The following is a 20,619-nucleotide window of genomic DNA, read 5'->3' on the forward strand; positions in this document are numbered from 1 at the left end:
AGCGTCGCCCACCCGAGGAGAAGCCCCATGCGCGAGTTCGTGCTCACCCTCCACCTACGCCTCCACGATTCGATCACCGCGCTGCGCCGCGCCCACGCCGTCGGTGACGACGACCTCGCCACCGCCCAGGCCGGGGAGGTCGAGGACCTGGTGGAGATCGCGGCCCGGCACGGGATCGACATCGCCGGTTACGCTGCCCTGTCCCCCACCGGCTGACCCCCGGAAGGGCCGACCACCACCCGCGGCCTCGGCCGTTCCCACACGCACAGGGCCCCTGCGGTCCGCACCAGGCGGACTACAGGAGCCCCTGTCGTCTGCGGCCCTCCGGCGATCGGCCGCGGTCAGCGGCGCCTGCCCTGCCCGCCGCCGTAGCCCTCACCGCGCTCGAACTGCTGGCGCATCGCGGTGTCCTGCTGGCTCTGGTACTCCTCGGCCATCTGCTGCTGGCGGGCGGCGGCCGCGGCCACCGACCCTTGAGCGTTCTCGAAGGCCTCCTGGGCCGCCGAAGCTCCCAGCGAACGGCCGGAGGAGTTACCCCCGCCGTTCATGACCTGCGGCAGCAGCTGCGCGGTCAACAGCGTGGACAGCGCCGAACCGTCCCCGGAACCGCCCTCGGTCTGCACCACGACCGGACGCGGCGCGTGCTCGGCCAGCACCGCGCCCACGTCCAGGCGGCGACGGGCCAGCTCGTACTCCAACACCGCCCGGTTGTCGCGGTAGGCGGTGGCCAGGCGCCGCTGGGCCTTGGCCTCGTTCTCGGCCGCGACCAGGTCGGCCCGGCCGCGCGTCTCGATCTCGTACCGCACCCGCTGGGCCTCGGTCTCCTGCTCCTCCAGCATCTGCGCGACGTCCTTGCGCGCCTTGTTCAGGGAGGCGTTGACCTCGACGATCTTGGCGTCGCGGGTCTTCTTGGAGCGCTCGATGTCCATCAGCAGGGTGTCGATACGGCGCTTGCGCGTGAGCTCCCACTCCTGCTCGTAGGCGACCAGCTCCTTGGCGACCCGTTCCCGGGTGGCCAGGTGCTGCTGGTACTGGCTGGGCAGCTGCACGTCCGGGATGTTGCAGCCGGTGATGGTCACGCCGTACTTGTGCAGCTGGGCGTTGAGCAGGCTGCGCATGTCCTCGACGTTCGAGCCGCGCAGGTCGTAGGCGGACTCGGTGTTGACCATGCGGCTGCGCTGGCGGATGGCGTCCTGTACCGCGCTGGACAGCACCAGGTCGAAGTTGCTCGCGCCGATGACCGTGACGAACCGGTACGGCTCCTCGATCCGGAACTTCAGGAAGAACTCGATCGACTTCAGCGGCACGTTCTCACGCGTGGGACAGGCCAGGACCGGCGCGGTGTAGGGGATCTCCGTGCGGGTGTCCACCACGAAGTCCACACGCGACCACGGGTGCCACAGGTAGTGACGACCCGGGCCGATGCTCTTGGCGAAGGCGCCGTACTTGGTGAGGATGCCGGTGGTGCCCTCCTCGATCTCCACGATCGAACCGCGCCACCACCACAGACCGGCGGCCAGCACACTGAGCACACCGACCATCAGGGTCGGCACCGCCAGGACCCCGTAGGCCACGCCGGCCAGGGCGCCGCCGAACGCGACGTTGAGCGACATCATCAGCGCGGAGGTGATCGCGAACAGGCCGAACCAGACCAGGACGGTCCAGCGCAGGCCGCGGTTGTCGCGCGGGATGACGACCGGGACGATGGCGCCCTGGTCGCCGCCGCGCAGCAGACCGGCGAGGTCGCTCCACGAGGCGAGGGACTCCTTGATGTTGGAGCCACCGCCGGGGTTGAAGGACTCACTCATCTACTGACCTCCCGGGTTCTGGCCCTCGGAGCCGCCCTGCGACCACGGGGGCGGCGGGGCCTGCGGGTGCTGGTACGGGGCCCCGGAGGGCGGCGGTGCGTCGGCAGGGGCGGACTCCCGGGGCTCGTCCTCCGGAGCGGCGTCAAAGATGCGCTCGTCGATGGAGTCGTCGCTCACCGACTGGCGGATCTCCTCCACCAGGTCCTCGCCCGCGTCCTCCGAGGAGGGGCGGCGACGCTCCTCGGCCTCGTCCTCGACGAGGGCGTTGATCTCCTGCTCGCGCTCCGAGATACGGGCGTTGATCTCACCCAGGCGCTCCCGGATCGCGGACATGTCCTCGTCGGAGAACAGGGCGGCGTCGGTCTGGCCGATGATCTCCTGGGCGATGCGCAGGTAGTCGACGCTGGCACCGTCGCCCGAGCCGATCCGCAGCACCTGGGGAAGGCTGTCGGCGACCGCCTCCAGCTTGTCCAGGAGGTTCTCCCGGAAACGGTAGTTGAGGATCTCCGGGGCCTCGGCGGCGCTGACCGCGCGGATGTCCAGGGCCTGGGCCTGGAGGAGCGCGGCGTTGGCGTTGGCCTCGGACTCGGCCTCCACGAAGCGCTGGCGGGCGGTGGCGCGTGCCCGGTTGGTCTCGCGCTCCAGGGCGGTGTCCATCTGCGCCTGGTACTGGGCGATGTCGGCCTGGATCGCGGAGAGCGTCTCGTTGAGGGTGGCGAGCTCCTTGTTCAGATCGCCCTCGTTCTGCTCCTTGCGCAGCTGGAGCTCGTACTCGAAGGTGTAGGCGTCCTTGGCCACCCGCACCATCTCCGGCGCCGCCAGGTCCATCCGGTACTCCTGGCTCGAGGGCTCGGCGTGGGTGATGTTGGCGCTGGTGAGGACGACGATGCCGCCGAACTGCCGGTTGAGCTGGTCGAGGAGGACCTGGGTGCTCTCGCCGACCATGTCGTAGATCGCCGAGGCCTCCTGCTCGTAGATGAGGCTTCGGGTGGTCTCGCTGATGGCGTTGTTGAGCTTCTCCTGGAAGCCCGGGACGCCGCCCAGGGTGTAGACGAAGTCCGTGGCGTTCTCGATCTTGAACTGCACGAACAGGTCGACGGAGGCCTGGACACCGCTCTTGGTGGGGGCGGAGCGGATCGGGGCGTTGAAGGGGTACTCGCGCGTGGTGTTGACGATGTAGGAAACGCGCTTCCAGGGGTTGAACAGGGTGACCCTGCCCGGCTGGAAGAGGTTCTCCATCTTGCCGAAGCGGGTGACGATGGCCTGGCAGCCCTCCGGGACCATGACCATGCCCTGGCGCCACCACATGAAGGCGCTGACGCCGGCGGTGACGACCCAGTAGTGGACACCGAAGAACGGGTTCAGCAGCGGGTTCGCACCACTGGCCATGGCGGTGGCCGAAACGGCCGAGAACCCGATGACACCGATGACCACCAGGGCGATCGCCGGGAGCATGGTGACGAAGGTACGGCCCCGGGGGATGACCATCGGGCAGATGACGTGGACGGGGCCACCGCTGCCGCGCTCGTAGTAGCTGCTGTTGAGGGCCTCGCCCGCGTTGCTGAGCGAGGTGGTCTTCTGCTCGATGCGGGTGTCGACGGAGGCGCCCTGCTCGCGTGCCGCGACGAAGTCCCGCGGATCGAGACCGCCCTCCGAACTCTGACCGGACCGCTGACCGGACCCCTGGTCGGTGACCTGGCCCGCGGCCTGCTGGACTGCGTCGGACACGGCCTGGCGCGGATCGCCCCCCTGGGCTACCGCACCGGCCGCGCCGCGCACGGTCTGCGCGAACGACATAGGCATGCACTCCTTGCGACGGAAGATCGGAACTACGGGCTTCGACGTCGCGTACTGTGTGCCGGTTCCGGTCCGGAACAGGAACGACGCACGAAAAAGCAGTAGTGGTCTGCGTCTAGCCTGTCACGGTCCCCGACCGAAACCCAGGGGCCGTTTCCCGAGCGTGACGCGGAGTCGGCCGCCCGGTGACCACGGCCCCGACCGGCTCCCGGCGCCGATCACGCGTGCCGGATGGCGCCCCGCCCGGGGCGGGACTAACGTCGGACGCACCGAACCACACCGAACGGGGAGTTCTCGATGCCCGCAGTACCCAGTGCCGTACTGACCACGGCCGGTCTGATCGGCGGCTACTCGGTGGCCCGCGCCACCGGGAACCGGTCCCTGGGCGGCGCGGTCCTGGCCGGGTTCGGCGCCGCGGCCTTCGAGACCGCGCGCCGCCGCTCCGGGCCGGGGGCGACGACCGCGCTGACCGGTGTGTACGTGGCCGCTTTCGGCCTGTCGCACCCGCTGGCCAAGAAGGTCGGTTCCTGGCCCGCCGTCCTCGGAGTGACCGCGGCGACAGCCGCCGTGGCTGTCGCCTCGCAGGACCGTTCGCGGAGCTGACGGCGGGGCGTGACCGGCGGCGTGCCCGGCATGGCGCCGCCGGCCCGGGGGCGACCTCATCGGCCGTGGATGTAGGCCTCCAGCTGGGCTCGGTCGTCCTCCAGGACGCGCAGGCGGCTCTTGACGAGGTCGCCGATGCTGACGATCCCCGCCAGCCGCCCCTCGGAGACCACGGGGACGTGCCGGAAACGGCGCGTCGTCATGTGTTCGCTGACCTCCTCGACGGAGTCCTGGGCGGTACAGGTGACCACGTCGGAGGTCATGATGTCGGAGACGGGGGCGGCCAGGAGCTCCGGGCCCCTGCGCTCCAGGTGGCGGACGACGTCGCGCTCGGAGACGATGCCGGCGAGGCTTCCGTCCCCGGCCGCGACGACGATGGCGCCGATGTTGTGGCGGGCGAGTTCGGTGAGCAGTTGCGCGACGGTCGCCTCCGGGGCGACGCTCACCACCTCCGGGCCCTTGGCCCGGAGGATCGCGGCTATCAGCATGGGACCACCTTCCGCTGGCTGGCGCCGGGTGCCGAAGGATTACCCGCTTCCCTCCCCCGCCAACCACAGGTGTGGACCACAGCGGTCTCCCCGGGGCGGCGCACCGCCCCGGGGACGCCTCAGCTGCAGCCGCTGGTGGCGCCGCAGCCCTCGCAGGCGTAGCAGCTGCCGGCGGGCCGCATCCTGGTGCCGCAGGTGATGCACAGCGGGGCGTCGGCCATGAAGCCCTCGGCCCGCGGCGCCTCGGCGGCGGGCTCGCTCCGCTCCCGGCGCGGGGTGTCCGGAGCCGGTTCGGCGGAGCCCGCGGACTGTGCGTACGACTCGACCTGAGCGGCGACCTGGGCCGGGTCCTCCCCGTTCAGCCTGGCCTCGCGCTCGGAGGCGGACAGCACCCCCAGAGCGGCCCGCTCCTCGTAGGGCAGGTGGTCCAGGGCCAGTCGGCGGAAGATGTAGTCGACCACGGACTGCGCCATCCGGATGTCCGGGTCGTCGGTCATCCCCGCCGGGTCGAAGCGCATGTTGGTGAACTTCTCCACGTAGGTCTCCAGCGGCACCCCGTACTGGAGGGCGATGGAGATCGCGATGGAGAAGGCGTCCATGACCCCGGCCAGGGTCGAACCCTGCTTGCCGAGCTTCAGGAAGACCTCGCCGAGGCCGTCGTCCGGGTAGGACCCGGCGGTGATGTAGCCCTCGGCACCGCCCACGGAGAACGAGGTGGTCTCACTCGGGCGCTTCTTGGGCAGGCGGCGCCGGACCGGGCGGGCCACCTGGGCGTCCGCGGGCGTCTCATCGGCCGCGCTCTCGGTCCTGCCGGTGGACAGCGGCTGGCCGACCTTGCAGTTGTCGCGGTAGACGGCCAGGGCCTTGAGGCCCAGGCGCCAGCCCTCGTGGTAGATGTGCTCGAAGTCGGCGACCGTGGCCTCCTCGGGCACGTTCACCGTCTTGGAGATGGCCCCGGACAGGAAGGGCTGCACCGCGGCCATCATGCGCACGTGGCCCATGGGCTGGATGTAGCGGCGCCCCATCGCGCAGTCGAACACCTCGTAGTGTTCGGGCCGCAGGGTCGGTGCGTCCTCGACGTGCCCGTTCTCCGCGACGTACTCGACGATCGCCTCGATCTGCTCGTCCTGGTAGCCCAGGTTGCCCAGTGCCCGCGGGATGGCCCGGTTGACGATCTGCATGGATCCGCCGCCGACCAGCTTCTTGTACTTGACCAGCGAGAAGTCCGGTTCGATCCCGGTGGTGTCGCAGTCGAGCATGAATCCGATCGTCCCCGTGGGCGCGAGGAGGCTGGCCTGGGCGTTGCGCCAGCCATGGCGCTCACCGACCTTGAGGCACTCGGCCCACTCGACGGTGGCGGCGGCGTGGATCGGCTTCTCCAGTGCGCCGACGGTACGCAGGTCGTCGTTGGCCGCGGCGTGCTTGCGCATCACGCGCTTGTGGGCCTTCTCGTTGCGCGCGTACCCCTCGTAGGGGCCGACGACCCCGGCCAGTTCGGCGCTGCGGCGGTAGGCGGTACCGGTCATCAGCGAGGTGACCGCGGCGGCGACCGCGCGGCCCCCGTCGGAGTCGTAGGCGTGGCCGGTGGCCATGAGCAGGGCGCCCAGGTTCGCGTAGCCGATGCCCAGCTGGCGGTAGGCGCGGGTGGTCTCGCCGATGCTCTCGGTCGGGAAGTCGGCGAAGGTGATGGAGATGTCCATCGCCGTGATGACCAGCTCGGTGAGCCTGGTGAAGTTCTCGACGTCGAAGGTGTCGTCCTCGCGCAGGAACTTCAGCAGGTTGATCGAGGCGAGGTTGCAGGAGGAGTCGTCCAGGGACAGATACTCCGAGCAGTTCGCGACGACCGTGCCGCCAACGATGTAGGAGTGGTTGCGCGGCTCGGTGAGGTTGTAGGTCGTCTCGAAGCCCCGGGACTCGCGTGAGATCAGGCGGACGGTCGTCCGTGTGTTGTAGGTCCGTCGGTGGTCCAGGGCCCCGCCCAGTTTCTCGCGCTTGCTCTCCAGGGAGAAGCTGATCAGGGCGGAGTAGTCCAGCATGGACGCAGAGGAGATGCGCAGGTCGTAGAACGGCCCGTCACTGCCGTAGGTGGCGGTCGTGCCGTCCTTGCGTGTATAGGTGAACGTGTCCGGCCTGTTCTGGCTCGTCCGGTAGATACGGCTCGCGATCCCGAACGGCGCCAGGAGCTCCTGCACGTCCTGGACCAACTGCTCGGATCGGCTTCCCAGACCGACGTAGCGGGTGCCGTTCACCTGCTGGTCCACCGCGCACCCGTCGGCGTCGAACAACCCCTGCAGGAAGTCCAGCACGGTCTCCTCTGAAGCCTCGAACATCGCGGGCGGCACGGTCTTGCCGGCGGCGTGCGCACCGAGTCCGAGGGCCTGGACGAACGCGACCATCGCCCGCCGGGTGACCCTGAGCTGCTGGGTCCCGTTGGGCTGCACGCTCGGCTTGCTGCGGTGCCCGGTGAGGCGCTCGATCAGGGCTTGGTGCCGGGGCAGGACCTCGGCCTGTTCCTCGGCCGTCCCGTAGACGGTCACGGCCTTGGTGTCGCTGACCGAACCGTCTCCGACCAGCCAGCCCAGGTAATGGGCCAGGTCCGGGTCCTCGTCCCACTTGTTCGGCAGGTTCAGTTCCCGCACCCCGGACCGGGCCGCGGCCTGACGGGCCGCGTCCAGGGCCGCGGCCGGGATCTCCTGGGTCGGGTTGGACCTGGGGGCGTACTGGAAGGAGCGGACGACCTGGTCCTCCTGCGTCAGATCCTCAGCGTGGACCCAGCCGCGGTTCCCCGTCCACACGCGGTGGCCCGGCGTGCAGCGCAGGACGGAGCCGTCCGAGAACCGCAGTTCGAGGACCTCGTTGGTGCCGGTGACCATGTACTGGGTGGGAACGGTGGCCACCACCGCGTCCCCCGGGTCCTCCTGCGCCGTGACGTCGTTGGTGTACACCGCGAAGGTCTCACCCTGCGCCGCCCTGCGGACGAGGTCACCGATGGGAACGTGTCCCCGGTCGGTCAACACCTTCTGGTCAGCGGGAAAGCATGGGTTGCTTGCGCTGATTCGCCCGGTTTCGGGATTGGTGTGCCAGTCCTGGATGGCGCCGTCGTACTGGATGCCCGGGTCCGCGCACTCCCAGGCGGCCCTGGCCATGCGGTGGAAGAGGTCCTTGGCGTCGACGGTGGCGATGACCTCACCGGTGGTGCGGGAGGTCAGGCCGAACTCGGAGCCGGTGTCGACGGCGCGCATGAAGGCGTCGGAGACCCGGACGGAGTTGTTGGCGTTCTGGTACTGGACGCTGAACATGTCGTCGCCGCCGAGGTCCACGTCGAAACCGGCGTCGCGCAGGGCACGGATCTTGTGCTCCTCGCGGGACTTGGTCTCGACGAAGTCCTCGATGTCGGGGTGGTCGACGTCCAGCACGACCATCTTGGCCGCCCGGCGGGTGGCGCCGCCGGACTTGATGGTCCCGGCCGAGGCATCGGCACCGCGCATGAAGGAGACGGGCCCGGAGGCGTTGCCGCCGGAGGAGAGCAGCTCCTTGGAGGAACGGATGCGGGACAGGTTCACACCCGCGCCGGAGCCGCCCTTGAAGATGAGCCCCTCCTCCTTGTACCAGTCGAGGATCGACTCCATGCTGTCGTCGACGGAGAGGATGAAGCACGCGCTGACCTGGGCCCTGGCCGAGGTTCCGACGTTGAACCAGACCGGTGAGTTGAAGCTGAAGAACTGGTGGGCCAGGGCGTACTTCAGTTCGTGGTCGAAGACCTCGGCGTCCTCCTCGGAGGCGAAGTAGCCGTGGGCGCGCCCGGTCTCGGTGTAGACCCCGACGACGCGGTCGATGAGCTGCTTGAGGCTCCACTCGCGCTCGGGGGTGCCGACGGCGCCGCGGAAGTACTTGCTGGCCACGATCTGGGTGGCGTTCACCGACCAGGAGGCGGGGAACTCGACACCGCGCTGCTCGAAGTTGACGGTGCCGTCACGCCAGTTGGTCATGACGACGTCGCGGCGTTCCCATTCGAGGGTGTCGTAGGGGTGCGTGTCCGCGGTCGTGAAGACCCGCTTCACCTTCAGGCCCTTGCGCGGGCCCTTTCCCTTGCGTCCCGTGGGACCGCTCGTGGTTTCCGTCATGGCGGCGACTCCCCGAAGTGCTGTTCGTGCGCGGACCTGCGGTGACCGCGCGGGTGTCCTTGCTGTCGCTGCGACCCCGGACGGTTCGGTGAACGTCCGGTCCGTCAGGGGGCGGTGTCGGCCGTGGGCCTGGCCGCCCGCGAGTCGTCCTCGTCCTCGCGGTCCCTGCGCAGGCTCGCGATCTCGGCCTCGAAGTCGGCCAGGCTCTCGAAGCCCCGGTAGACGCTGGCGAAGTGCAGGTAGGCGACCTCGTCCAGGTCCCGCATCGGCCCGAGGATGGCCAGGCCGATCTCGTGGGCCGGCACCTCGGCCACCCCTCTGCCGCGGATCTCCTCCTCGACCTGCTGGCCGAGTTTGGCGAGGGCGTCCTCGGAGACGGGACGGCCCTGGCAGGCCCGGCGCACCCCGGCGATGATCTTGGTACGGCTGAAGGGTTCGGTGACCCCGGAACGCTTGGCCACCATCAGCAGGACGGTCTCCTGGGTGGTGAAACGGCGTTCGCAGACGGGGCAGGACCGGCGGCGGCGGATGGCCGCACCGTCATCGGTGGACCTGCTGTCGATCACCCGGGTGTCCGGATGGCGACAGAACGGACAATGCATCCCGGTTCACCTGGCTTCCCTCTACCCGACCAACAACCCTCAAGGTCTACTTAACCACAATTTCTGGACCACGACCCCCTGGGCGACACCAGATGTTGTGGTCGAACCTAGAGGCCTGCCGGAATGCCCGCAACCTTGGCGGCGGCGTGTCCGGTGAAGGGGCCGCTTCCGGACGGCGGGGCGGCGCACGGGTTCCCGGCGCGGGCGGGGGCGGAAGGGGCGGCACCGGCCGCCGACCCCAAGGATAAGGGCGTCGGAGCAGGAGGTTCCCCGACGCCACACCCCGGTACGGCACGGGCTCCCCCGGCACCGGTCCCACCTGCTGTCGGCGGCGGGAACCACCGCGGACACGAGACGAACCCCATACCCGGATCGGCCCGCCCGGACCGGTTCCGCGAACCTCTTCCCGCATTCGGGGGACAACGACGGGTGAACACGTGTACACACATAAGCGAAGGCCATCAGAAACGGGTCGTGAAAACACAATGAGATATCCACACGTCCTCGAACGCTTGTTTGATATCACCGTGTGCAACGACTAATGTTGACCTTGATTTCACGCCGGTTTCGCCGTCACGTGGACCACCAGGTCGGCGCGGTCGCGGGCCGGTACTGGCCAGACGATCAGGCCCTGACCGAACCGAACGCCGAGGAGGCCCGGCCGTGCCGGAGGAGAATCCCGGAGCCGTGGGCTCCGGACCCACCACCGTTCTTTCGCCTGTGGGTGACACGGGTACTGCCACGCCCGAAGCCCCCAAACTCACCGCACGCCAGCAGAGTGTTCTGCACTGCATCCAGCGGTACGTCCGGGACCACGGTTACCCGCCGTCCATCCGGGAGATCGGGGACTCGGTCGGCCTGTCCAGCCCGTCCAGCGTCGCGCACCAGCTCAAGGTGCTCCAGCGCAAGGGCTACCTGTACCGCGACCAGAACCGACCGCGCGCGGTGGAACTGCGCACGCCGGGCCGCGACTCCGCGCAGGCCGTGCCTGCGGAGGAGCTCGCCGCCGGCCCCGCACGGGCCGCCTCGGTCCCGCTGGTCGGACGGATCGCCGCCGGCGGCCCGATCCTGGCGGAGGAGGCGGTCGAGGACATCCTCGCCCTGCCCCGCCAACTGGTCGGCGAGGGCCGGCTCTTCATGCTCACCGTGGTCGGCGACTCGATGATCGACGCCGCCATCACCGATGGTGACCTGGTGGTGATCCGTCAACAGCAGGACGCCGAGAACGGGGACATCGTCGCGGCGCTGCTGGACGACGAGGCGACCGTGAAGGTGCTGCACCGCGAACCGGACGGGCACGTCTGGCTGATGCCGCGCAACGACGCCTACGAGCCCATCAGGGGCGACGAGGCCACCGTCCTCGGCAAGGTCGTCACGGTCATGCGCCGGGTCTGATCCCTCTCCGACTCCCGGCCACGTCGGGGGCGGCCAGCGGGCCGATACGCTGAGGGCGTGTCGACACCTGCTTCCGCCCCCGCGCTCTCCCGGCGCACCGGCCGCCCCCGCACCGCGCTGGCCGCGGTGCTGGTCACCGGTGCTCTGATCGCCACCTCCTGCACCCCCGCCGACGACGACGGGCCGGCCCTGCCCGGCGCGGTCGGGCACGAGCGGGAGGTCTCCTTCCACGGGGGCGGGTTCACCGTGCCCGGCACCTTCACCGCTCCCGCCCACACCGGTGACGAGGCCGTCCCCGGGGTGCTCCTCGTCTCCGGCAGCGGCCCCACCGACCGGGACGGCAACAGCCAGACCCGTCCCGAAGCCGACACCAACCTCAACCTCGCCCGGGTCCTGAGCGGAGCGGGCGCGGCCTCCCTGCGCTACGACAAGTTCGGCAGCGGGGACCCCGCCGACATGGACGAGGCGGAGCTGGAGGCCCTGGAACGCCCGGTGGACCCGCTGGTCTACGACCAGCAGATGGCCGCCGCCTACGAGGAACTGCTCGCCCAGCCCGAGGTGGACCCCGAGCGCACGGTCATCCTGGGCCACAGCGAGGGCGCCCTGTTCGCCCTGCGCGCCCACGAGGTCCTCGACGCCGAACCCGCCCTCGTGCTGGCCGCCCCGCCCGGCACCCGCATGCTCGACCTCATCGACCGGCAGCTGACCGAACAGGTCCGTACCGGTGAGGCCCGTGGCGCGGTGGGCACGGCGGGGGCCGTCCAGATGCTCTCCGACACCCGGGCGGCCCGGGCAGCGATCCGCGACGGCCGGGAACTGCCCCCGGGGGACGCCACCGGTCTGTTCAGTCCGGAGAACGAGGACTACCTCGCCTGGATCGACTCCTTCGACCCGGTGGAGCTGGCCTCGGACCTGCCGTCCCGGACCCCGGTCCTGGTTCTGTGGGGTGAGGAGGACGCCCAGGTGACCGGCGAGGAGGTGGACCGGCTCATGACCGGTCTGAGCGACGCCGAGCGGGTGGACCTGCCCGGGGTGGACCACGTCCTGCGCGAATACGACGACTCGCCGGGGGCCGCGGCTCCCGACGCCGACCGGCCCTTCTCATCCGAGGTCGCCCCGGTGGTCGAGGAGTTCCTCGACGGGCTGTGAAGTCTCCCCCGCGTGAACGCGGGGGCTTCCAGCTCAGGGTTTCCCATGCGGGTCGCCCTTCCGCTTCGGTTGACGCTTCGCGGGCCGTTGTCGGCCTCCACGTCCTGCCACGCCTCTTCCTTGCGCGGGTTCTCGAAGCGCCGCCTGTCGGGCGGCGTGGTCGATGTTGTGGGCGGCGTTGGTGTCGGCGTTCCCGACCCATCCGCAGGTGGGGTTCTGGCAGACGAAGGACGCTCGGCTCTTGCGGTTCCTCACATCCGAGAACCCGCACCGGTGGCACCTTGGGAGGTGTGCGGGGCGGGGACGACAACCACACGGCCGCCGCGTTCGGTGGTCTTATAGAGCAGTTGGGCGTGGAGCTGGTGCCATGCCTCGCCCTGAATGGACCGGTTCAATCCGGCCTTTTGGGCGACGTTGCGTCCGGGGTTGTCGACGGTGCCGCGCGCGGAGCGGGTCATCCCGGCGACGTTGAGGTCTTCCAACCCGATGAGACTGTAGGCGTCGGCGATGGCGCGGGTGGTCTGATGCTGCCAGTGCGACCTGCGCCGCGCGAAGCGGGCTCGCAGGGAAGCGATTTTGTCATAGGTGGCCGTGAGCCGGTTACTGGTCCTCTCACCCGGCTTTCTGGCCCGGCGCCGGCGTGCGGCCTTGCGCTCCAGGCGGCGGAGGCGTTCGGTTTCCTTGGGGCGCTCCCACGGGGTGTGGGTGTGGTGGGTGCCGTCCGACAGGGCGAGGGCCACCGCGATGCCTCGGTCGATACCGACGGTGGGGCCGGGGTGGGGTACGGGGTGGGGCTGGTCCCAGTGGGTGCGCAGCACGATGTGCCATCCGTTGGCCTCCCGCACCAGACGGGCGCCGGTCACGGTAACACCTGTTGGGCGGCTTGAGCGGGCAGAGCGGCAAGGAAGCCGATGTCCTTGCGGGCCTGTTTGATCACCTCGTCGGCGTCCTTCAAGGACACCCGCCGGTTCTCCGAGCCCATGGTCCACCACTCATGCAACAGGTTCCACAGGGCGCGGGCGGCGTGCGCCTGCCCGTCCAGCACCTGGACCTGTTCAGGGGTCGGGTACAGGCGGTGCTTGATACCGCGCTGGATCTCCACGTCCACCCACTTTACCCAACTCTCTTGGGTAAAGCTTACCCTACGCTGTTGGGTATGGAGTACTTGACGACCAAGGAAGCCGCTGAACTGCTCGGAGTGTCTGAGCGGACGGTCTACTACTACGCTCGGGACTACGACGACTTCCCCGAGCCGGACCGCTTCGGTCGCACCCTCATGTGGCAGGGCGATCCACTGGAGGAATGGCGCCACAGACACCCCCTCAAGGAGCAACGCGATTCACCCCCGGCCTGAAGGCCGGGGCACTCTCGCTGACCTCCGGTGGTCGACCGCTCCCCTCCGCCGGCGGACCGCGCCGGCGCTACCGGCCGTGTCCGGCGGGAGCCCGCCCCGGAAGAGGCCGGGCGCGCCTCACTCGGGTTCGGGCAGCTGGTCGACGACGGCGCGCGCGAGGCGTTCGGCCTCCTCCGCGGCGAGGTCGCCGTCGACCGAGTCAACGGCGTCGTAGTCGGTGGCGGCCGTGTAGCAGGACTCCAGGTACAGGTTGGAGACCCGCACGGCGACGCATCCGACCTCGAAGGCGCCCTCCTCGACCCAGGTGAGGGCCTCGTCGCCCAGACCCTCGACCGGCTGGGGGTCGCTGCGCTCCGCGGTGGCGCTCATGGTCTCCGCGGCGGTCTTCTCGCCGCCCTCGACCGGTGCGGCGATCAGGACGAGGGTGGCGGCGGCCGGAACGGACTCCCCAGCTCCCTCGGGGGTGGCCCATCGGCACTGCCAGCCCGTCCCGAAGGAGTCCTGGACGGTGCCGACGGTCTCCTCGATCTCGGTCTCGTAGCCGGGCACGAGTTCAGCCAGGACCTCCGTCTCCCCGATCTCGCACTCGGGTGCCGCCTCGAAGTCGCCGTTCTCCACACCGTTGTGCAGGAGGTACCAGCCGAGCCAACCGGCGAGACCCAGCACGGCCAGGACGAGGACGGCGAGGAGGGCGATGGCCAGGCCCCGGCTCTGCGGTGGGACAGCCCCGGGGTCCTCGGGGGTGGGGCCGCCGGGAAGAGCCGCGCTCACAGCGCCTCCCCGAGCAGGTCGGCGAAGGCCACGGTGGTCTCGCGTGCCTCCTCGAAGGGGACGGGATCACCGTCGGCGACCCCGCTGTAGGAGACGCGGACGAGGAGGTTGTCGGTGCGGAAGGCGAGTTCGGCGGTGCCCGGGACCTGTCCGCGCCACACCTGGCCCTCGGTCCCGGCTCCCAGGACGACCTCTTCGCCGCGCGGGGGGACCACGGCCGCCTGCGCACGGGAGGCCGACTCCTCGCCGGTGACGGCGGGTTCGGCGGAGGCGTCGGTGAAGCGGGCGGACAGGTTGACGCGCAGGACGCCCTGCCCCCCGTCGGTCCGCCCGGCCGAGGTCCACACGCACACCGTGCTCTCACCGCCCGGCAGGGGACCGTTCCCGGCCGACTCCAGGACGGCCTCGGGCAGGGCCTGGGCGACCGCTTCCTCGGGGACCACACCGCACTCGGGCGCCGCGGTGTGGGCGTCGTCGTCCCGTGGCTGGTCGGGGTCGTCCCCGGCGAACCGGAGTCCTCCCGCCACCGCGACGGCGGAAACCACCGCCGCACCCGTACCGATGATCACAGCCCGCACCCAGGGTCGGAGTCCACCCGTCGCAGAGCCCACCCGGCCACCGCCTCCCAGTCAGTTGTCACGCCAACGGTAGGGGGCGGTGGCCGCGGTCGCGACCACCGCCCCGCGAGAGGTGTCAGCCGACGACGATGTTCACCAGCTTGGGCGCCCGGACGACGACCTTGCGGACCGTCTTGTCCCCGATGAAGCTCTGGGCCTTCTCCGAGGCCAGGGCCAGGCGCTCCAGCTCGGCGGGATCGATGTCGGGGGCCACGGACAGCTTGTCGCGGACCTTGCTCTGGACCTGGACCACGCAGGTCACGGACTCCTGGACCAACAGCGCGGGGTCGGCCTGGGGCCAGTTCCCGACGGCGACGCTGCCGGTGTGGCCCAGCTTCTCCCAGCCCTCCTCCGCCACGTAGGGCGCGAACAGCGACAGGGCGACGGCCACGAACTCGGCGGCCTCGCGGACGGCCGGGTCGGCGGCGCCGGGACCGGAGTCGATGGCCTTGCGCACGGCCGAGACCAACTCCATGCAGCGGGCGATGGCGACGTTGAAGCGCTTGTCCTCGACCAGAGCGGTGATCTGCTCGATGCTGCGGTGGGTGACGCGGCGCAGTTCGGTGTCCCCGGCGGCCGGGTCGGTGCCGGGGGCGCTGGCCGCACCGGCCTCGTTCATCGCCCGGTAGGCGCGGTTGAGGAACTTCTGCGCGGCGACCACGGACACGTCCGCCCAGTCGACGTCCTCCTCCGGCGGGGAGGCGAACAGCATGGTCAGGCGGACCGCGTCGACGCCGTAGAGGTCGATCTCCCGGCCCAGGTCGACACCGTTGCCCAGGGACTTGGACATCGCCCGGCCCTCGTTGATGACCTGGCCCTGGTTGGTCAGGCGGCGGAAGGGCTCGGTGAAGTTCAGCATGCCCATGTCGTACAGGACCTTGGTGAAGAAGCGCGCGTACAGCAGGTGCAGGGTCGCGTGCTCCTTTCCGCCGATGTAGTGGTCGACGGGCCCCCACTTGTTGACCTCTTCGGTGTCGAAGGGGGCGGTGTCCAGGTGGGCGGAGACGTAGCGCAGGAAGTACCAGGACGAGTCCACGAAGGTGTCCATGGTGTCGGTGTCGCGTTCGGCAGGCCCGCCGCAGGACGGGCAGTCGACGCGGACCCAGTCCTCGGCCGCGGCCAGCGGCGAGATGCCCTTGGGCGCCAGTTCGGCGCCCTTGAGGTCGGGCAGGGTGACCGGCAGCTGGTCGTCGGGGACGGGGACCTCGCCGCAGGAGGGGCAGTGGATGATCGGGATCGGGGTGCCCCAGTAGCGCTGGCGGGACAGCAGCCAGTCGCGCAGGCGGTAGTTGACCGTGGCCTCACCGGTACCGCGCTCACCCAGGATGCCGATGATGCGTTCGATGGCCTCGGTCTTGGACAGGCCGTCCAGCGGGCCGGAGCCGCGCAGGGTGCCCTCACCCGCGGTGGCGACGCCGGTCTCGGCGGGGTCGGGCTCGCCGGTCTCCACCACGACCCGGACCGGCAGGTCGAAGGCCAGGGCGAAGTCCAGGTCGCGCTGGTCGTGGGCGGGCACCGCCATGATGGCACCGTGGCCGTACCCGGCCAGGACGTAGTCGGCGGCCCAGACGGGCATGCGCTCGCCGTTGACGGGGTTGACCGCGTACCGGCCCAGGAACACGCCGGTCTTGGGGCGCTCGGTGGTCTGGCGCTCGATGTCGGACAGCTTGGCGACGTCGGTGCGGTAGGCCTCGAAGGCCTCGCGTTGTTCGGGCGCGCACAGCTCGTCGGCCAGGTCGGCGTCGGCGGCCACCACGAAGAAGGTGGCGCCGTACAGGGTGTCGGGCCGGGTCGTGTAGACGGTGACCGGGCGGTCGCGGCCCTCGATCTCGAAGTGCACGTCGGCGCCGGTGGAGCGGCCGATCCAGTTGCGCTGCATGGCCAGGATCTCGTCCGGCCAGCGGCCGTTGTCCAGCTGGTCCATGTCGTCCAGCAGGCGCTGGGCGTAGTCGGTGATCTTGAAGTACCACTGGTTCAGGGCGCGGCGCTCGACGTCCGCGCCGCAGCGCTCACACCTGCCCTGCACGACCTGCTCGTTGGCCAGCACGGTCTGGTCCTGGGGGCACCAGTTGACCAGGCCGTCCTTGCGGTAGGCCAGGCCGCGCTCGAAGAAGCGGGTGAACAGCCACTGGTTCCACCTGTAGTACTCGGGGTCGCTGGTGTGCAGACGGTGCGACCAGTCCAGGGCCAGGCCGTAGCGACGCATCGAGGCGGCCTGCGTCTCGATGTTGGCGTAGGTCCACGCGTGCGGGTGCGTGTCGTTCTTGATGGCCGCGTTCTCGGCGGGCAGCCCGAAGGAGTCCCAACCGACCGGGTGCAGGACGTTGTCACCGCGCTGGAAGCGGTAGCGGCCGATCACGTCCCCGATGGCGTAGGCCTCGGCGTGGCCCATGTGCAGGTCGCCGGAGGGGTAGGAGAACATGTCGACGATGTAGGAACGGGGCCGGTCGTCCGCCGGGTCCTCGTTGGCCTCGAACGGGAGTTCGGCGGCCCAGCGCGCCTGCCACTTGTCCTGGAGGGCGTGGGCGTCGTAGGTGTCGCCCGTCGTCTGGTCGCCGTCTACCGCTGTCATCGCTGAAATTTCCTTAGCCGGTTCTGGGTGTGTCGCCTTCAGGTTAGCGGCTGCGGCACCCGGTGGAGGACCGCTTTTCCACGGGCCGGGACCAGCCTCCGTCACGGAGGGTGACGAAAATGCCGGTGATTTTACGGGCCCCTCACCTCTGCACACCGACCGCCTGGTTTGTTACTCTGCCGTAAAAGTGGCGCAGAACACGCGGCCCAGGTCACACCTGGTTCGTTTCGCCTGTCTGGATTCACTTGCCTGCGGGAGGCCCCCATGTTCAACCTGTCCGTGCTTCTCGAAGACGGCGCCCGATCCGTACCCGAGAAGGAGTGCCTGGTCTTCGGCGAGACCCGGCTCAACTACGCGATCACCGACATGATCGCCAACCAGGTCGCGAACCTGCTGGTCTCCAGGGGTATCCGGCCCGGCGACCGGGTCGCCCTGGCCAGCCCCAACCTGCCGTACTTCCCGTTCGTGTACTTCGGTGCGCTCAAGGCGGGCGCCGTGGTCGTTCCGCTGAACGTACTGCTGACCCCGCGCGAGATCGCCTACCACCTGGAGGACTCCGGCGCGAAGGCCCTCTTCGCCTTCACCGGCAGCCCCGAACTCCCGCTGGGGCAGCGCGCCCACGAGGCCTTCAACCAGGTGGACACCTGTGAGACCTTCGTGGACATGCCCGCCACGGCCGGGGCCACCGAGTCCACGATCGAGGGCGCCCAGACCCTGTGGGCGGCCCTCGACGGCCAGCCGGGCACCTTCGAGACCGTGCAGTCGAGCGCCGACGACACCGCGGTCATCATCTACACCAGCGGCACGACCGGTAAGCCCAAGGGCGCCGAGCTGAGCCACAACAACCTGATGATGAACGCCGTCGTGGCCTCCAGCCTGGTCAACCCGCACCCGAGCGGCCGCGACGTCGCGCTGACCGTCCTGCCGCTGTTCCACATCTTCGGCCAGACGGTGATGCTCAACGCCGCTCTGTACCGCCACGCCACCATGGTCCTCATGCCGCGCTTCGACGGCGACCAGGCCCTGGAACTCATGCAGAAGGAGGGCGTCACCGGCTTCGCGGGCGTGCCCACCATGTACTGGGGCCTGCTCAACGCCGCCCAGAACGCCGAGCCCGGCAAGTACGACCTGGAGAGCATCGCGGGCAACGTCGTCGACGCCGTCTCCGGCGGTTCGGCCCTGCCCGGCCAGCTCGCCGAGGACTTCACCAAGCTCTTCGGCGTGGGCATCAAGGAGGGTTACGGCCTGTCCGAGACCTCCCCCGTCGCCTCCTTCAACAACCCCGCCACCGGCGCCAAGACCGGCTCCATCGGCCGCCCGGTCTGGGGGGTCGAGATGAAGCTGATCGACCCGGAGTGGAACGAGGTCGTCAAGGAGGGCGACGGGGACCCCGTCGGCGAGATCGCGATCCGCGGCCACCTGATCATGAAGGGCTACCACAACCGCCCCGAGGTCAACGCCGAGGTCCTCAAGGACGGCTGGTTCCGCACCGGCGACATCGCCCGACGCGACGATGACGGCTTCTACTTCATCATCGACCGCTCCAAGGACATGATCATCCGCGGCGGCTACAACGTCTACCCGCGTGAGGTCGAGGAGGTCCTGATGACCCACGAGGCGGTCAGCCTGGCCGCGGTGGTGGGCGTCCCCCACGACACCCACGGCGAGGAGATCAAGGCGTTCGTGATCCTCAAGGACGGCGTCGAGGCCACTACCGAGGACATCAGCTCGTTCGCCCGGGAGCGGCTGGCGGCGTACAAGTACCCGCGTGAGATCGAGTTCCGCACCGAGCTGCCGATGACCTCCACCGGCAAGATCCTCAAGCGCGAGCTGCGCGACTCCTAGGCCCCGGTCCGGACCCGGGCGCGTCCCGGGCCCGGACGGTCCCGGACCGGCAGGAGGGGACCGCCCCGCGGGGCGGTCCCCTCCGCCGTGCCGCCGGGCCTAACCCTTGACCGCGCCCTGGGAGAGCCCGGCCACCAGCCAGCGCTGGACCAGGACGAAGAACACCATCACCGGGATGGTGATGATCGTGGAGGCCGCCATGACGTGGCCCCAGTCGTTGGCGTACTGGCCGAAGAACTGGCGCAGGCCCACCGCGACCGTGTAGTTCTCGCTCTGGGTCATGAAGGTCAGCGCCAGCACGAACTCGTTCCACGCCACGATGAACGAGAAGATCGCCGTGGCCACCAGGCCCGGGGCCACCAGCGGGAACAGCACCCTCCAGAACATCTGCGGCCAGGAGGCGCCGTCGATGTAGGCGGCCTCCTCCACCTCCCTGGGGACCGCCGCCACGAAGCCGCGCATCATCCAGATCGCCAACGGCAGGGACAGCGCCACGTAGACGATGCTCAGACCCAGAACGGTGTTGAGCAGCTGGAGGTCGCGCACCTGGATGAACAGCGGGATGACCAGCGCTTCCAGGGGCACCATCTGCACGACGAGGATCATCACCAGCACCGCGGTGCGGAACCTGAAGCGGAAGCGCGCCACCGCCACGGCCGCCAGCATCGACAGCACGCACGCGAAGGCCACCGTGATCCCGGCGACCGTCAGCGAGTTGCGCAGGTACAGCCCGAAGTTGCCCTCGGTCATGACGTACACGAAGTTGTCGAGGGTGGGCGCGGTCGGCAGCAGCGCCCCGCCACCGGAGGTCGTGCTGGACGAGAAGGCGCTGACCAGCATGAAGTAGACCGGGAAGAGGGTGAAGAACAGGATCGCGCCGACCCCGGCGGCCTTGCCCAGGAGGCGGCCCGCCCGGAGCCTGCCGCCCCGGCGCCGGGAGGCGCGAAGCCGTGCCCGCCACTCGTCCCCGGTCAGGGCGGAAGCCCTCTCAACGGTGTGCGTGTCCAACGGACCTCCTCGTGGGCGAAGGGGTTGTCCCCGGGTCCGTGCGGGGCGCCCCGGCGGCCGTCGGGACCCGGTTCGGGAGAGCGGCCCCGCCGCCGGAGTGGCGGGCGGCGGGGCGTGCCCCCACCGGACATGCCCTAAAATCCTCCTCGATCGGACGGGCGCGGAGCGGGAACGGGCGGTGGAGAGCGTGAACGACCCTGCCGCACCCTCCCCCACCGAGGTCATCACCGCCTGGATCCCGCACGACGCCCGGTTCCGCGACAGCGCGGTCCGGCACGCCCTGCGGGACGCCAGCGGCCGACGGCTCCACGTGTACGTCGACAGCCTGGTCAACCGGGACAACGACGACGGGAAGCCGCTGAGCGACTACGACCTGCGCACCATGGCCGCGGTCCGCGAGGACCTGGACCGCCGTTCGCTCACCTCGGTCGACTGGCGGGCGGTGCGGGAGAAGCTGGTCCCCGACCCGGGCTGAGTACGGCCCCC

19 protein-coding genes are annotated in these 20,619 nt (G+C 70.0%); 7 read left to right on the forward strand and 12 right to left on the reverse strand.

Annotation, left to right across the window (positions count from 1 at the left end):
- The first annotated feature begins 27 nt into the window (after positions 1–27).
- Positions 28–216 carry a hypothetical protein gene (locus ACUKCB_RS13660; RefSeq protein WP_191273044.1) on the forward strand — a complete coding sequence of 63 codons (189 nt, stop codon included), beginning with the start codon at positions 28–30 and terminating at the stop codon, positions 214–216.
- Positions 217–341: 125 nt separating this feature from the next.
- Here the strand turns inward: ACUKCB_RS13660 and ACUKCB_RS13665 are convergent, their stop codons facing one another.
- On the reverse strand, positions 342–1,808 hold the full coding sequence (locus tag ACUKCB_RS13665; RefSeq protein ID WP_473040857.1) for an SPFH domain-containing protein: 1,467 nt from the start codon (positions 1,806–1,808) through the stop codon (positions 342–344).
- Positions 1,809–3,605: an SPFH domain-containing protein gene (locus ACUKCB_RS13670; protein WP_473041000.1), complete on the reverse strand. Its 1,797-nt coding sequence runs from the start codon at positions 3,603–3,605 to the stop codon at positions 1,809–1,811.
- A gap of 297 nt (positions 3,606–3,902) precedes the next feature.
- Here ACUKCB_RS13670 and ACUKCB_RS13675 point away from each other — a divergent pair, with 297 nt between their 5' ends.
- A complete protein-coding gene (locus ACUKCB_RS13675) occupies positions 3,903–4,208 on the forward strand; it encodes a hypothetical protein (protein WP_473040858.1) in 306 nt (101 codons plus the stop codon).
- A 56-nt stretch (positions 4,209–4,264) separates the two neighbouring features.
- Here the strand turns inward: ACUKCB_RS13675 and ACUKCB_RS13680 are convergent, their stop codons facing one another.
- From ACUKCB_RS13680 to nrdR, 3 genes are all read right to left on the reverse strand, one after another.
- Positions 4,265–4,696 carry a CBS domain-containing protein gene (locus tag ACUKCB_RS13680; RefSeq protein ID WP_473040859.1) on the reverse strand — a complete coding sequence of 144 codons (432 nt, stop codon included), beginning with the start codon at positions 4,694–4,696 and terminating at the stop codon, positions 4,265–4,267.
- 119 nt (positions 4,697–4,815) lie between these two features.
- Positions 4,816–8,820 (reverse strand): vitamin B12-dependent ribonucleotide reductase, encoded by a 4,005-nt coding sequence (locus ACUKCB_RS13685; RefSeq protein WP_473040860.1) that lies wholly within the window; start codon positions 8,818–8,820, stop codon positions 4,816–4,818.
- 104 nt (positions 8,821–8,924) lie between these two features.
- Positions 8,925–9,422 (reverse strand): transcriptional regulator NrdR, encoded by a 498-nt coding sequence (nrdR, locus tag ACUKCB_RS13690; protein WP_473040861.1) that lies wholly within the window; start codon positions 9,420–9,422, stop codon positions 8,925–8,927.
- A gap of 687 nt (positions 9,423–10,109) precedes the next feature.
- Here nrdR and lexA point away from each other — a divergent pair.
- Complete coding sequence (lexA, locus tag ACUKCB_RS13695; RefSeq protein WP_473041001.1) at positions 10,110–10,817, forward strand: transcriptional repressor LexA; 708 nt, start codon at positions 10,110–10,112, stop codon at positions 10,815–10,817.
- Positions 10,818–10,874: 57 nt separating this feature from the next.
- Complete coding sequence (locus ACUKCB_RS13700) at positions 10,875–11,966, forward strand: alpha/beta hydrolase family protein (RefSeq protein WP_473040862.1); 1,092 nt, start codon at positions 10,875–10,877, stop codon at positions 11,964–11,966.
- 33 nt (positions 11,967–11,999) lie between these two features.
- Here ACUKCB_RS13700 and ACUKCB_RS13705 read toward each other — a convergent pair whose 3' ends face one another.
- From ACUKCB_RS13705 to ACUKCB_RS13715, 3 genes are read right to left on the reverse strand one after another with little or no spacing between them, the layout of a single operon-like run.
- Positions 12,000–12,221 carry a hypothetical protein gene (locus ACUKCB_RS13705; RefSeq protein ID WP_473040863.1) on the reverse strand — a complete coding sequence of 74 codons (222 nt, stop codon included), beginning with the start codon at positions 12,219–12,221 and terminating at the stop codon, positions 12,000–12,002.
- Positions 12,218–12,829, reverse strand: a complete 612-nt coding sequence (locus ACUKCB_RS13710; RefSeq protein ID WP_473040864.1) for an RNA-guided endonuclease InsQ/TnpB family protein — start codon at positions 12,827–12,829, stop codon at positions 12,218–12,220. The genes ACUKCB_RS13705 and ACUKCB_RS13710 overlap by 4 nt, the downstream gene beginning before the upstream one ends.
- On the reverse strand, positions 12,826–13,068 hold the full coding sequence (locus tag ACUKCB_RS13715; RefSeq protein WP_473040865.1) for a helix-turn-helix domain-containing protein: 243 nt from the start codon (positions 13,066–13,068) through the stop codon (positions 12,826–12,828). The genes ACUKCB_RS13710 and ACUKCB_RS13715 overlap by 4 nt, the downstream gene beginning before the upstream one ends.
- 54 nt (positions 13,069–13,122) lie before the next feature.
- Between ACUKCB_RS13715 and ACUKCB_RS13720 the strand changes: the two genes are divergently transcribed.
- Positions 13,123–13,320: a helix-turn-helix transcriptional regulator gene (locus ACUKCB_RS13720; RefSeq protein ID WP_191273021.1), complete on the forward strand. Its 198-nt coding sequence runs from the start codon at positions 13,123–13,125 to the stop codon at positions 13,318–13,320.
- Between the two features lie 117 nt (positions 13,321–13,437).
- Here ACUKCB_RS13720 and ACUKCB_RS13725 read toward each other — a convergent pair whose 3' ends face one another.
- The 3 genes from ACUKCB_RS13725 to leuS all read right to left on the reverse strand — a co-directional run bounded on the left by ACUKCB_RS13725 (position 13,438) and on the right by leuS (position 17,280).
- A complete protein-coding gene (locus tag ACUKCB_RS13725) occupies positions 13,438–14,091 on the reverse strand; it encodes a hypothetical protein (protein ID WP_473040866.1) in 654 nt (217 codons plus the stop codon).
- Complete coding sequence (locus ACUKCB_RS13730; protein ID WP_473040867.1) at positions 14,088–14,660, reverse strand: hypothetical protein; 573 nt, start codon at positions 14,658–14,660, stop codon at positions 14,088–14,090. The genes ACUKCB_RS13725 and ACUKCB_RS13730 overlap by 4 nt, the downstream gene beginning before the upstream one ends.
- Before the next feature lie 124 nt (positions 14,661–14,784).
- Positions 14,785–17,280, reverse strand: coding sequence for a leucine--tRNA ligase (gene leuS, locus ACUKCB_RS13735; protein ID WP_473040868.1), 2,496 nt, complete (start codon positions 17,278–17,280; stop codon positions 14,785–14,787).
- A gap of 264 nt (positions 17,281–17,544) precedes the next feature.
- Between leuS and ACUKCB_RS13740 the strand changes: the two genes are divergently transcribed.
- Entirely contained in the window at positions 17,545–19,125 is a 1,581-nt protein-coding gene (locus ACUKCB_RS13740) for a long-chain-fatty-acid--CoA ligase (protein ID WP_473040869.1), read from the forward strand.
- Between the two features lie 99 nt (positions 19,126–19,224).
- Here ACUKCB_RS13740 and ACUKCB_RS13745 read toward each other — a convergent pair whose 3' ends face one another.
- The gene (locus ACUKCB_RS13745; RefSeq protein ID WP_473041002.1) at positions 19,225–20,025 is read right to left on the reverse strand and encodes a carbohydrate ABC transporter permease; all 801 of its coding nucleotides are present in this window, start codon (positions 20,023–20,025) and stop codon (positions 19,225–19,227) included.
- Positions 20,026–20,320: 295 nt separating this feature from the next.
- Between ACUKCB_RS13745 and ACUKCB_RS13750 the strand changes: the two genes are divergently transcribed.
- Positions 20,321–20,608, forward strand: a complete 288-nt coding sequence (locus ACUKCB_RS13750) for a hypothetical protein (protein ID WP_473040870.1) — start codon at positions 20,321–20,323, stop codon at positions 20,606–20,608.
- Positions 20,609–20,619 lie beyond the last annotated feature (11 nt).

It is taken from the genome of Nocardiopsis moroccensis, assembly GCF_055763695.1.

What these genes read in the sequence shown, in the direction of transcription:
- ACUKCB_RS13660 (WP_191273044.1), top strand. Translation starts at nt 28, where the DNA reads ATGCGCGAGTTCGTGCTCACCCTCCACCTACGCCTCCACGATTCGATC.
- ACUKCB_RS13665 (WP_473040857.1), bottom strand. Translation starts at nt 1,808, where the DNA reads ATGAGTGAGTCCTTCAACCCCGGCGGTGGCTCCAACATCAAGGAGTCC.
- ACUKCB_RS13670 (WP_473041000.1), bottom strand. Translation starts at nt 3,605, where the DNA reads ATGTCGTTCGCGCAGACCGTGCGCGGCGCGGCCGGTGCGGTAGCCCAG.
- ACUKCB_RS13675 (WP_473040858.1), top strand. Translation starts at nt 3,903, where the DNA reads ATGCCCGCAGTACCCAGTGCCGTACTGACCACGGCCGGTCTGATCGGC.
- ACUKCB_RS13680 (WP_473040859.1), bottom strand. Translation starts at nt 4,696, where the DNA reads ATGCTGATAGCCGCGATCCTCCGGGCCAAGGGCCCGGAGGTGGTGAGC.
- ACUKCB_RS13685 (WP_473040860.1), bottom strand. Translation starts at nt 8,820, where the DNA reads ATGACGGAAACCACGAGCGGTCCCACGGGACGCAAGGGAAAGGGCCCG.
- nrdR (WP_473040861.1), bottom strand. Translation starts at nt 9,422, where the DNA reads ATGCATTGTCCGTTCTGTCGCCATCCGGACACCCGGGTGATCGACAGC.
- ACUKCB_RS13720 (WP_191273021.1), top strand. Translation starts at nt 13,123, where the DNA reads ATGGAGTACTTGACGACCAAGGAAGCCGCTGAACTGCTCGGAGTGTCT.
- leuS (WP_473040868.1), bottom strand. Translation starts at nt 17,280, where the DNA reads ATGACAGCGGTAGACGGCGACCAGACGACGGGCGACACCTACGACGCC.
- ACUKCB_RS13740 (WP_473040869.1), top strand. Translation starts at nt 17,545, where the DNA reads ATGTTCAACCTGTCCGTGCTTCTCGAAGACGGCGCCCGATCCGTACCC.